Below are 14221 nucleotides of genomic sequence, written 5' to 3' on the forward strand. Positions count from 1 at the left end.
CTCTTTTCTACTATGAGATTGTGATTTTTACAAGCCTTTAGCCAATCGTCACCGCGCAATGCTTCTGCGGATTCTCATTCGGCATGGTCGTATACACGCCGGTGCTCTGGCCCGGTGCGCCGACCGCCCAGACTCTGTAATAGTAATCGTTGCCGATCTTGGCGACAAACTGCGTCTTGAGCACATCGCCGTTGCCGACGGTGAAGCTCGGCGCCGCGTTGTTGCCGCCCATAACGGTCATCTTAAAGCAGTAGGCGCTGCCCCTCTTCAGGGTGAAGTTCATTGTCGTATCGGAGCTGACGGACTGCTGTGCCGCCACGCCCTGCGCCGCCGCGACAACCGGGCTGGTTACGGCAAGCGCCGTGCCGGTACCGGACGTATTGCCGGACGGTTTCTTGTTGCCGGAGGAACCGCCGGACGGGGTGTTGTGGCGGTCGTTCTCCAGTGCGTTTCCAGCCTGATCCAGCGTATCGTATGCGCCGGAAATCTCCGCCGGGGTCGCGCCTTCCTTCGTATAGACCGCGTTCGCCGCCGCGAGGGCCGCGCGCAGCGCCGCATAACTGGACGGGGTGTAGCCGTCCGGCTGCACGTCGAGGTATTTCTCGATCAGTTCTCTCAGTGCGTCCTTGTCCGGAATCTTGCGCAGGCCGGCAAGTACGTTGGCGAGTTTGCCCGCCGCCGCGTCGATCTGCTTCTGGGTGGCGGACGCGTCATCGTAGACGGTCTGTGCCGCTTCAATCGCCGCTGTCAGGATGGCTTCGCTGCCGTCCACATACAGATCGATTTCTTCCAGGGTCTGGTTGGCCTTTTCCAGCACGCCTTCCAGCTCGCTTCGGTCTGCCAGATAGCCCATCTCGCACATTGCGTCGTAGAGGTTCTTCCACGCTTTGTCGATCTCGGCCTTCAGCATGTTGTCCGGGTCGTTGTAGACTTCTTCCGCTTCCGCCAGCGCCTTTTCAAATACGGCGACGGTCTCCGGGGTGAAGTCCGCGGTGTTGACGTCCTGTGCAATCGCAATCAGCTTGCCCAATTCGGTCTTGCTGCCCGCCTCAAAGGACAGGTAATGCAGGGAAAGCATCAGGTCCTTCCAGGCCTTGTCGACCTGCGCCTGGGTGGCGGACGCGTCCGCGAGGACCTTCTCCGCCGCCGCCAGCTTGTTGGTGATGTTCTTCTGGACCGGTTCGACCGCGTTTGCGTATTCGTCGCCTTCCATCAGTTCCTTCGCCGTGTCGATAACCATGCGCAGGATGGAGGTCTTGACGATGGTAAACTTGAAGGTGAGCTGTGCCGCTTCGCCCGGCATGGTGTAGGTGTAGACCGCGCTGTCGGCGGAAATATTCTCCACCGGCTCGCCGTTGACTTCAACCGCGAGGAAGCGGTCGTTCTCGTCCGCAGGCGCAAAGTTAAAGGTCAGCTTGCTGCCCTCTTCGATGCGCGCCGCATACAGGCCGCCGCGTTCAATGAGCACATCGTCCCCGCCGCCGGTGACGGTAAGGTTCGCGCCCACGCCGTAGCTGGCGATCAGCAGGTTGGTGGCCAACGGAATCTTTTCAAATACAGCGGTTACCGTCACGTTGCCCTCCGGCATCACAAAGCTGCCGCCGGTGATGTCCACGGGTTCGCCGCCGTCCGCCTGATAGGACAGGGAGGCAAGGCGCATGCCCTCATCCGGCAGAGCGAATACGTCAACCGTCTCGCCCGCCGCAACGGACGCGCGGCCCACGCGGACTCTGCCGCCCGCGGCTGGAGCGGTTTCCACGCTGTAAAGCTCGTTGAGCAGGATCGCGGTGATGCTGAAGTTGCCGGCTGCATTGGTAATCGCCTTGTTATAAATGCGCACATGCACGTCCTCATCGGACTGGTAGGTCAGGGTATACATGCCGTATTTGACCGGCTGTCCCACCTGATAGGTATAGGAAGCGGTCTTGTCTTTGGAAGTCATTTCGACGACCATCTGGGAATTCCAGTCACCGAAGGTGATCTTCGCCTGCTGGCGGTTCGGGCCGCCGGGCAGGGTGAAGTCCACGCCGTTGCCGACTGTTTCGACGACGACATACGGCTTCTGGTTCTCCATGCTCGCCGTGGGCGTGCCGTCCGTAAAGGAATAGACGGTCTTGTATTCGCTGTTCTTTACGCGGTGCGGCGCTTTGTCCGGATTGGTAATCGCAAAATCGCGGATCTGCGGTTCCACATTCTTGCGCTCGTAGGCCGCTTTGCCGTCCACGCTGTTGAACAGCATCCAGTCCTTGCCGCCTTCCGCGGTCAGATCGATCTTGTCGGGCAGGGTGTTCGTCATGGTGATATTGAAGGACTCGTCAAACGGAGGATCTTTTTCCGGAACCTCCGCGTCCGTCTCGCGCAGGGTGACTCCGGCGAGCGCGATGCTGCCGCCGACGCCTCCCGTGTGCGACTTGGTCATGACCATGCGGAACTCGACCTCATCGTCCGGGTTGTCCGTATAGTAGTCGATGCTGCACTTCTGCACGGACCAGTTGGACCCGCCGTACTCGCCGGTATACCGGACCTTGCCGCCGATCAACAGTTCCACCTTGCAGGTGCCGTTCCAGGAACCCAGATAGACGTTGACGTTCTGCATCTTGTCGCTGGTCGGGAGATTGAAGGCGAAGCCCGCCAGCTGCTCCGGGCCGCGGCAGGTGATCGCCCACTGGTTCTTCGGCTGTGTGCCCGCCGCCGCGTCGGACGCGTTGAAGCTGATCTTCATATCCTTGGCGACGTCCACCGCCAGCTCCGTGCTGTCCGGCACCAGGCGGTGCAGGTTGGTGATGGAGCTGGTCTCCACGTTCTTCTTCGCGTAGTCGCTCACCAGCTTGGTGGGGAACTGCGCCCAGTCCTTGGTTCCCTCGGCGGTCAGGCTGACCGTCGCGTTGTTCGCGTCGGAAATCACGCCGGAAGCGTAAACGTTGTCGTCCGGCTCCGGAATCACGCCGTCGGTCTCCGCCAGCGTCACCGCGGGCAAACCGATGCTGCCGCCGGAACCGCCGGTATTGGATTTGACCAAAATCTGCCGTACGGTAACCACATCGTCCGGATTCGGAACCTTGTAGTCCACGCCGATCTTCTGGACGTCCCAGCCGTTGCTTCCGCCGTAGGTGGTGCTGTACAGCACGGCGCCGTTGACCAGGAAGTCCACGCGCGTGGTGGCGTTCCAGGAGGATGCATAGATGTTCACATGCTGCATCTTCTCGCTGTACGGGAGCTGGAACTCAAAGCCCGCTTCGCCCTCCGGCCCGCGGGAGGTGATACAGGTGCGGTCCACCGGCGCCTTGTCCTTGGCGTCCGTCGCACTGTACCGGAACGGCATGTCTTTGGCATGGTCCACGCCGCCTTCCGCCAGACGGCGCAGGCCGGTGATGGTATTTTCCGTGTCTTTCTTTGCGTAATCATTCACATAGTCGGTGCAGAACTGCGCCCAGTCCTTAGTTCCCTCCGCGGTCAGGTCCGCGGTGGTGTTCATGGCGGAAACCATGGTGCCGAAGACGTAGGGCTGCTGGTCATACGCCAGCGACTTGACCACAACGTTCTCCACCAGGGTGATGGTCTCACTGCCGCAGGTGGCGGAAACTGTCAGCTCGCACTGGCGGTCCGGCTCCGGCAGCGTCGGGGACAAAACGGAGCCGTCGTTCATCAGGCCGGCCGGGTATCCGTTCGCGGTGCTGGAGAAAGTGAACGTCGTGCCGTAGACCGGGCCGGTGACGTTGAAGTTCAACGGCCTTGTCACAGCGTCAAAGCCCGCGTTTCCGTTCAAGATGGCTTCTTTGACGGACTCGTAATCCGCATAGGCACGCTCACGCTCGGTGCGCGGCGTCTTCTCCGGCACGTTGCTGACGGTCTCGGAAAGAGCGCCTTCCACACCGCCCTTGACGCCGGAAACGGCGACATAGTAGCGCTTGTAGTTGTCCAGGGAAGCGATGGTATACGGCAGCGCGGATGCGGTGCGCACCTCGGTCAGCTCGCCCGCTTTTTCACCGATGTATACCTTATAACTGTCATAGGAAGCGCCCTCCGCCGCGTCTGCGGAGAGGACCAGCTGGCCGTCGCCGGACGCAAGGGACGGATTCTCCAGCACCTGCGGCAATGCGGTGCCGCCCTCTTCATAAATAATCCCCTTGAGGGAAACGGAACCTTCCGTCCCTCTCTCCGCAGTGTACTCGACCAGCAGGGACTGGCCGTCGCCGCCCGCGCGGTACGGAATTTCAATCACATAGGTCTGTTCCGCCGCGCCGCCGGTGATCTGGCGGATGGCACGCGGCGCGGACGCGTCGGACAGTGCCGCCGTCACGGTCGCCGTGGTATTCTGCACGCCGACGATCAGTTTGACCGTGCTGAAGGCATTGTCCGCCGGGACATTGAGCATAAAGCCTTCTTCGCCGTCGGTAAACGCCTTTTTGGTCAGGCTCTTCGCGCCCTCAAAGCCGAGGGCCGCCAGCTCCGCGCTGTCGGAGAGCTTGACCGGGCTCTGGGTGCTGTTGTAACGGTAGCCAATGGTATTGACGTTGGTGATCGCGCCAGCGCGTTTGCCGGTCTGATACAGCAGGCCGTCGTCGATGCTCTCATCCTTCGCGTCGGTGAACGTAACGTAGTCCGCCGCGTTCGCGTCGACGGCTTCCTTTGCCAGTGAATCGTCGTTTGCCTGTAACGGGCGCGCCGCCGCATCCAGATACGCGTCTTCTTCTTCCACACCGTCGATGTGGTAGGTATGTTTGCCAGCGGGAACCTCAATGGTTTCTTTGACGTCGCCGTTTGTCACATACAGCGTAAACGGCACGTTCGCGGTGACGGTGATGTCCGCCGGGGAATCGGAGCCGCTGCGCTCCGCCATCTCCAGGGAAGCGCGGACCGGCTGTCCCTCGTGGCACATATACAGGTTTGTAATGCCGCAGGCCTCCGTCAGGCGGAGGTCCCAGTCGATCTCGTTCAGCGGGGCGCGCAGTTCCACGCCCAGCAGGTCCTCGATGATCGTACCAATGCCCAGCGCGCCGGTCCAGCCGACAAAGTTGCTGCGGGCCGGGGAGCCCTGGCGGGCGTATTCGCTGGCGTAGTTTTCCCAGAGGGTCGCCGAACCGACGACGGAGTCGGTCTTGCCGGCCTCGTATACGTCGGAGAGGGCTTCCACATGGCGCAGCGCCTCGGAGAACGCCAGGTCGTCGTAGCCGTAGTAATCCAGTCCCTTGATGTACTGGAAGGAGGTCGGCGCCCAGATCGCGCCGTTCCAGTAACCGCCCGTCGTCTTAAAGGTGGGCCAGTCGTAGGTGACGGTGGACAGGCCCTGCGGGCGGTACATCTTTTCGGAATTAAGGCCGTAGTTTTTGACCATCGCGTCGGCGCGCTCCGGCGTCGCCACGTGTCCGGCCAGCGCCCACAGGCCCGTCGGGGTCGGGACGTTAGTGAATTGCTGGTTCTTGTCGAGGTTGAAGTAGAACTGCCCCTCTTCGGACCAGAGCAGCTCGTTGATCAGCGCGCTGATCTCCTCGTATTCCTTATTAAAGCGCTCTTCTGTCGCGGTATCGCCGATCTCATGCGCAATCTTGGCGATATAATAGGCGGACTGCGCCTGCTGGATGCTCAGGTCGTTGTACGTTTGCTCCTTGCGGCTGTTGTCCTGGTTGGGGGTGTTGTCCAACCCGTTGGCCAGGCCGCTGGTCTTGCCGTACAGGCCATTTTCTTCCATGGTGCGCGTGCGCTTGATAAAGTCAAAGTGGGAGACGATGCGCTCCAGCACGGTCTTGCCATCGATGACCTTGGAAAAACGCGATTTATCGCCGTGAATCTGGTACTGCTGCCACTCCGCCCAGGCCCACAGCGGCGGGTTGACGGAAAGCGGGTTGTCGTACTCGCCGTTATAGGAGGCGTGCACGCCGGTCTTTTCGCTGATTTCCCTGGCAATGAAGCCGTCGTCCGGCTGGCCGGGGTTGTCGACCTGGAAATAATAGAAATTATCCAGCGCCTCCTGGACCGGGAACTGATGCATGCCGTACTTGTCGAACATCATCATGAACAGTGTGTCCCACGCAAAGATCATATCGCTGAACGCCTCGTCCACGTAGTAGACATCCTCCGGGTTCAGGATGGTGTTCGCCTTGCGGATATTGCTTTTATGGGACTCCCATGCGGCCTCGTAGAGCTCCTCCCACTCGGGATGCTCTGCAAAATACACCTTCGGCAGGTCGTCCATATCGATCTCGTAGCCGCCCGCTACAATTTCCTTTTCCCGCGCGGCGGCCGTCGCCATCCCCGCCGGGATGGAGCTGAACAGCATCGCCGCGGACAGGCACAGGGCCAGAATCCGTTTACCTTTTTTCATTTTCTCCTCCTTGTGTTTCCAATCCTCTTTGTCTGCCGGCCCCGTTCCCCCTTTCCCCGCCGGCTCGTTTTGTTCCATTCTTCGCTCCAATGAATCACTCAAGCACGTTTATCCATTAGACGATTTCATACAAATATATCATAACTGTGCCGCGCGTGCCGGTCAAGCGGCAGGTTCCCCAATAAATGCCAGCAATTTTGCACAAATGACACAATTATTCCGCAAAAACTTTATGGATTTTATAAATTTTTAATTGAAAAGGCACGCAAAAAAATTTACAATATTTCATATGCCAAGGTTGAAAACATTTGGTTATTATGATAGGATAAATCTGTAAACGCCGCCAATTTTTAGAGCAATTGCGGCTATGTCCCATACATTGTGATGGGGAAGGAAAGAAAGGGAGGAACCTATGAAAAAAAAGAAAGCACTCGCAGTGCTCCTGGCGCTGGTTATGGCGCTGACGGGCACAGGACTCACCCAGGCGCTGGCCGACACCGGCAGCGCGCGCACCCCGGCGGACCCCGCCTTTGACGGGGAATACTGGTACAACGCCACCAAACCGGTGGAGGGCGACAGCCGGTTTTCCGTGACCAAGGTTTACGAGGAAAACCGCGAGCCGCAGCGCAGCTATTTTATCCCGTACGACACGGAGGAAAAGGCGCTGGCGCGCGACCGCGAAGCGTCCGACTACTACATGCTCCTGAACGGGGACGACTGGAAATTCAAGCTGGTGGACAAGCCCGCCGACGCGATCATGGATTTCCAGAACGACGACTACGACACCGACAGCTGGGACAATATCATGGTCCCCTGCAGCTGGCAGATGGAAGGGTACGACGTGCCCATCTACACCAACATCAAATACCCCTGGACCAACTATGAGCCGCGCGGCGACTGGCAGACCGCCCTCGCCCCGACGGTGTACAATCCGGTCGGCCACTACAAAAAGACCTTTACCCTGCCCGAGAACTGGGATGGCCGCGAGGTCTTCGCCTCCTTCCAGGGCGTGGAATCCTGCTTCTACCTGTATATCAACGGGCAGTACGTGGGTTATTCCGAAGACAGCTTTACCATGCACGACTTCAACATCACCCCGTACCTGAAGGCCGGGGAAAACACCATGGCCCTGCGCGTTTACCGCTGGTGCGACGGCACCTGGCTGGAAGACGCGGACTACATCCGCCTGTCCGGTATCTTCCGCGACGTGGAGCTGTACTCCAAGGACAAGGTGGAACTGCGCGATTACTTTGTGCGCACCACCTTTACGGACGATACCTATACCGACATGAACCTCAGCATGGAAGTCGATGTGCGCACGCACGACGATGTTTCCGCGGAGGGCTACACCGTCAAGGCGAAGCTGCTGGACGCGGACGGCAAGGTCGTGTTTGACGACGTCTCCCTCCCCGTGAACGCGATCCCGGCGGGCAAAGACGAAGTCAAGATCAGCAAAAACCTGGTGATCGACAATCCGCACAAGTGGTCCGCGGAAGATCCCTACCTTTATAATCTGCTGCTCCAGCTGGTGGACGCGGACGGCAACGTCGTGGAGAACATCGGCCAGCGCGTGGGCTTCCGCCAGATCGAGCTGAAAGAGATCGGCATGTACAACGGCAAGGACTACGGCAGCAAGCAGATGATGACCATCAACGGCGAGCGCATGATGCTGCGCGGCTTCAACCGCCATGAGGTGCATCCGGAGTACGGCCGCTACCTGCCCCGCGACTTCCTGGAAGAAGACATCAAGCTGATGAAGCAGAGCAACGTCAACGCCATCCGCACCTCGCATTATCCGAACGACCCGAACTTCTATGACCTGTGCGACGAGTACGGCATTTATATCTGTGACGAGGCGAATGACGAATCCCACGATGTGCGCGGCAACTTCCCGTCCAACATCGAGGAATGGCGCGCGCCGACGCTCGACCGCATGATCAACATGGTCGAGCGCGATAAGAACTTCCCCTCCGTCGTCATCTGGTCCTTGGGCAATGAGGCCAGTGAGGAGTGGACGCCCGCCAACGGCAACGCCTTCAAGCTGATGAGCGAGTGGACCAAGGAGCGCGACGACGGCCGCCCGATCAAGTACGAGCGCGACAACCGCTGGACGGACATCATGAGCGTGCAGTACCCGGCCTACAGCAGCGTGACCAGCTACTGTAACGGCAACAACATCAAGCCGTATATCATGTCCGAATACGCACATGCCATGGGCAACAGCACCGGCTATTATAAAAAGTATTGGGACATCTTCCGCGTGGAGCCCCAGGCGCAGGGCGGCTTTATGTGGGACTGGGCGGACCAGACCCCGGTTTGGGACCTGCCGACCTCCACGGAGGGCACCGGCCTGCTGGACGAGGCCTCCAACCTGCGCAACTCCTACACCGGCTCTTTGGAGCGGGTCAGCACCACCCCGATTGTCAACAATGTGCTGCGCGGCGGCGCGGTCTTTGACAGCACCCCATACCTGAACTTCTACACCGGCAATACGGACATGGCGGACGGCGTGGTGGTCGGCAAGACCTTCACCATCGACGTATCGCTCACCCCGGAGAAACCCGCCGGCTACGACAACGCCTCTGACCGCGTGTTCAATTATATCGTCGGCAAGGGCGACCAGCAGTACGCATTGCAGCACCTCAAGACCAAGGACGGCGAGGAGCTGGTCCAGTTCTACTTCGGCAAAGATTGGGAAGAGGTCAACGCGCCCGCGCCCGCCGACTGGTTCGGCAAAGAGCACCGCGTAACCGTCTCCTACAACTATGACGAAAGCGCATCGAAACCCACTTCCATCAACATTTACATCGACGGCGCACTCCAGGGCAGCTACAGCGGTTCCACCGCCATGGATCAGAGCAGCCAGAAATTCTCCATCGGCGTCAACAGCCAGTATCCGGACCGCGGCACGTTCAGCGGCGCGATCGACTCCGTGCGCATCTTCAAGGAAGTGCTCACCCCGGCCGCGATCGACGAAGCGAACATCGAGCCCGGCAACCAGTACCGCGTGTTCTTCTGGGCCGACTTTGACGACGAAGAGGGCGTCATCCCCACGCAGGCCGTCGACAAGGGCGGCTACGGCTACAACGGCACCCTGCGCTCCGGCAGCACCATCGTGCCGAAGGACGCGGCTAACACGGTGTCCGTTCCGGACGGCACGGAAGGCAAGCCCGGCGCGGCCTCCGGCGACAAGGCCCTGCGCGGCACCATGACGCTGGAAAGCGCGGACGACCTGGACATCACCGGCACAACGCCGCTGACCCTGGAAGCCTGGGTTAAACCGGAGGCGCTCTCCGGCCACAAGACCATCATGGGCAAGGGCGACAACCAGTTTGCCTTGAAGACCAACGGCAAGAAGTTGGAATTCTTCATCTATGACGAAACCAAAAAGAACAACAATTACGACCAGTATATCAGCGTTGCCGCGGATCTGACCGATGAAGGCTGGATCAACAAGTGGCAGCATGTGGCAGGCGTTTACGACGGCGCAAGCCTCAAGCTCTACCTGAACGGCGAGCAGGTTGGTGAGACCGTCCTGGACGGCCAGACCATCGTACCCGGCTCCAGCCATCCGTTCTCCATCGGCACCTGCACGCAGGAAAGCGGCCGGGCCTTTACCGGCCTGATCGACGACGTGCGCGTGTACGACAAGGCTCTGACGCTGGAAGAGTTCAACAGCACCAGCCGTAAGCCATCCGACGTGAACACCCGCCTGTGGATCGGCTTTGAGCAGATGCGCGCGGGCGATCCGATCGAGGCGACCGGCCCGGTCGCGGCTCCCGGCAAATACTACGCCTACGGCGGCGACTGGGGCGAGACGGTCCACGACGACAACTTCCTTGCGAACGGCGTCGTCTCCGTAGACCGCATCCCGCATCCGGCCCTGGCGCAGGTCAAGCAGGTACAGCAGGAAATCAACTTTAAGGATACCGACGTGGAAAACGGCGTGGTCCGCATTGTCAACGAGTTCCTGTTCACCACCACGGAGGATTACGACTTCCACTGGACGCTCATGCAGGACGAAAAAGAGATCGCCAGGGGCAACTTTAACGCCGTCGTAGACCCGCTGAGCGAGCAGGATTACACCATTGAAAACTTCCCCGTCGTGACCGATCCGGCCCCCGGCGCGGAATACTGGCTCAACTTCAGCGCGACGCTCAAGAGCGATACCTCCTGGGCGGACGCGGGCTTTGAGGTCGCCAAACAGCAGTTCAAGCTGGATGTCGACGCACCCAAGCACGCCAACAAGTCCCTGGCCAGCCTGCCGGACCTCACCTATACCGAGGACGGCAACACCGTGACGATCACCGGCGACGATTTCAACGCCGTGTTCGACAAGACGCAGGGCACCCTGACTTCCTACCAGTTCCAGGGCGACGAGTACCTGGTGGACGGCCCCGCGCCGAACTACTTTAAGGCTCCGGTCGACAACGACCGCGAAAATGGCTTTGTAAGCCGCACCGCAACCTGGAAAAACGCGGGCAAGAACCGCACCGTAACCGGCGTGCAGGTCGCGCCCGTGGCAGAGACAAAGGGCGTCAGCTTCACCGTGAACGCCACCCTGCCCACCTCCACGCAGTCCACCTACCAGGCCGTGATCACCGTGTACGGCAACGGCGAAGTCGTATTTGACCAGACGCTGCATCCCGGCTCCTCCAGCCTGTCCGAGATTCCGGAGGTCGGCACCCTGATGAAGATCAAGGGCGACTACGACCAGATCACCTACTACGGCAGAGGCCCCGAGGAAAACTACCGCGACCGTCAGGACGCGTACGACATCGGCGTCTATGAATCCACCGTCATGGACCAGTTCGTCCATTATGTGGAGCCGCAGGAGCACGGCAACCGCAGCGACGTGCGCTGGATTGCCCTGACCAACGAGGCCGGCAAGGGCTTTATGGTCAGCGCGGCAAACGGCGAGGTCCTGGAGACAAACGCCTCCTACTTTGAGCAGAATGACCTGGCAACCAAGAAGCATCCGTACCAGCTCGTGCAGGAAGACGACATCTACCTCAAGATCAACCAGCTCACCTCCGGCCTTGGCGGCCAGCAGAGCTGGGGCGCCAGAGCGGAAGAATATGTCACCATCCGCCCGAACAAGGATTACAACTACAGCTTCCGTCTCAGCCCGATCGCGGAAAAGAACGTTGGCGACATGATGCGGAACAGCAAGAGCGGCATCACCGACAAGCTGGTGGAATCCATTTCCGTGGACGGAACCCCAATCGCAGGGTTTGACCAGAACCAAAAATCTTACGACGTGATGATCACAGACACCACCCGCTTCCCGCAGGTGGACATCGTGGTCAGCGATTCCGAGAGCAAGGCGGAAATCACCCAGGCGGATTCCCTGCCCGGCACCGCGACCATCAAGGTTATCCCCGCAAACGCGGACGAAGCGGACGCGTGGGTCTACACCGTGAACTTCACCGTGGCGCAGTTCACCTACATGAGCGACCTCGACTGGACCTCTGCCACCACAGGCTGGTCCGGCTACCAGCCCAGCAAGGATTCCCATGCCGGCGAGGGCAAACTGACCCTGATGGGCGAAAACGGCGAGGAAGTCCAGCATGACAAGGGCATCGGCACCCATGCGACCTCCGACATCGTTTACAACCTGGACGGCGCGTTTGACCGGTTTGAAGGCTTTGTGGGCGTCGACCGCTCGCAGTCCCACAACGACAACGCGACGATCAACTTCCAGATCTTCCTGGATGGCAGCGATACCCCCGCCTTTGAGAGCGGCGTCATGCGCGTTGGCACCGTGCAGAAGAAGTTCTCCATCGACATCTCCGGCGTGGACGAAATCCGTATGCACGCGGACATGGTCGATCGCGACGCCAACGACCACGCCGACTGGGCGGACCTGAAACTCTTTAAGAACGAAGAAACCAGCACCATTTACGCGATCAACAAGGAAGTCTTTGGCGGTGAAGCGACCGTCACAGTCGACAAGGCAGCGGCAGCGGCAGGTGAGACCGTAACCGTCGCCATCTCCGATATCGAGGAAGGCAAGCAGTTCAAGTCCATCGTCGTCTTGCTGAAGCGCGGAATAAATATGAAGCCCGTCCCGGTCAAGCCGGGGGAGGTGTATACCTTCACTATGCCTCCCGAACCGGTAACGGTTGCAGTCCGTCTGGAGCCGAAGAGCACCGAGCCGGCAAAAGCACACGTGCTGAATGTCCAGTACGGCGGCAACGCGGCGCTGGAAGTCTCGGGCGAAACAGAGGTCATTCTCGACGGCAACGGCATCTACGGCGCGAAAGTCATGGCGGACAAGGAAATCACCCTGACATTTGCCCCGGCGGACGGCCCGTTTGCCACCGCGCAGCTCAACGGCGAGGATATCCCGTTTGAGGCCGACGGCTGCACCTACACCTTCACCATGCCGAACGAAAACACTGTCCTGCGCTTCACCTTCACCACCGTGAAAAAGGACGTGCTGGAAACTCTGTTGGAAAAGGCAAACGAAGTCACCGACGAACAGCTTAAAAAGCTGGTCAAGTCCGTGCGCGATCGCTTCATCGCGGCGCGCGACAACGCACAGACCGTCTTTGAAAACGACAAAGCAACCCAGGACGAAGTAAACGACGCCTGGAAGGAACTGCTTGACGCGATGCATCACCTCTCCTTCGAGGAAGGCACGAAGGATGAGCTGGAATACTGGCTCAACTACGCGGACAATCTCAATCTGGACAACTTCACCCCGAAGAGCCAGGAGGGCTATGCCGAGGCGCTTGCCTACGCGGAAGAAATCTACAACGACGAGGGCGAGACGCTGAAGGCGGAAGTCGAAAAGGCGGCGAAGAACCTGTATGATGCAATCATGCGTCTGGAATTCAAGGCGAACAAGGAGACGCTGGAGACGTTTGTACAGCAGGCACAGGAAATCAACGAGAACATCGGCAAGTACATGGACGGCGACGAGAAGGACGCCTTTGTTAAACTTCTGCCGCAGGCGGAGTCCGTACTGGCAGACGCCAATGCAACCCAGACAGAGGTCGACGAGATGGCGGCAGCCCTGTACAACGCAATTCAGAACCTGCGCATGACGCCGGACAAAGAAGCGCTGAAGGAACTGATCGATACCTATGAAGCGCTCGACCCGGCGGACTACACCGAGGCAAGCTATGCGATCCTCCGTGCGGCGCTGAATAACGCGCTGGACGTCTACCACAACGACGCGGCAACCCCGACGGAAATTGCGGCGGTTTATACCACCGCGGAGCAGGCCTATGACGGCCTGGTTCCGGCAGACCCGTCGGAAGAGCCCGAAAAACCCGGCAACAATCCGTCCAACAAACCGAACAAGGGCGGCAGCTCGGGCAGCAAGAAACCGGTCATCAATACCTCCGGCGACGGCACGGCGGTTGTGGCGGCAAACCCGGTGATCAGCGCAGCACAGAACGTGATGGGCCAGAAGTCCGTCCGTTCCGACACGACGATGAACTTCACCCTGAAGAGAGGCAGCGCCTACTGCTTCAAGATGACGGTCGTCAACGGAAGCAGCGCGATCCCGAACTTCACCGTAGGCAACGGCGGTGTGCTCAAGACCCAGTATGTCACCAAGATCGGCAACGACTACTATTACAGAGTCTGGGCGGTCGGCGCACCCGGCCAGAGCACCGGCGTGTATACCACTATGGCGGGCGAAGCACCGCAGCAACACTGTGTGGTAACGGTTGGCTGATTGCTGCCACTGAAAATCACCGTAGGTGCGAATGACGTTATACGTCCACAGCAGCACTGTGTGGTAACCATCGGTTAACAATCCATCCGGTTTTCTAACCAGAAAACCGCGATCCCAGATTTTCCCGCGCTTACAAAACCCGTATGATTACAGGAGAAGGCCGCTTGCAACAAGCGGCCTTCTTTGTACCTGTTTCGTGTTTTTCGGGA

The 14221-nt window shown here is 59.6% G+C and carries 2 protein-coding genes; one reads left to right on the forward strand and one right to left on the reverse strand.

The genetic code is table 11. The annotated features are described in order from the left end of the window. Nucleotides 1-37: 37 nt before the first annotated feature. On the reverse strand, nt 38-6322 hold the full coding sequence (locus tag BN2106_RS01945) for an MGH1-like glycoside hydrolase domain-containing protein (protein ID WP_195891751.1): 6285 nt from the start codon (nt 6320-6322) through the stop codon (nt 38-40). A 412-nt stretch (nt 6323-6734) separates the two neighbouring features. Between BN2106_RS01945 and BN2106_RS01950 the strand changes: the two genes are divergently transcribed. After that, nucleotides 6735-14012: a glycoside hydrolase family 2 TIM barrel-domain containing protein gene (locus BN2106_RS01950; RefSeq protein ID WP_050696887.1), complete on the forward strand. Its 7278-nt coding sequence runs from the start codon at nt 6735-6737 to the stop codon at nt 14010-14012. Nucleotides 14013-14221 lie beyond the last annotated feature (209 nt).

The organism is Anaeromassilibacillus senegalensis (assembly GCF_001261775.1).
GTDB lineage: Bacteria > Bacillota > Clostridia > Oscillospirales > Acutalibacteraceae > Anaeromassilibacillus > Anaeromassilibacillus senegalensis.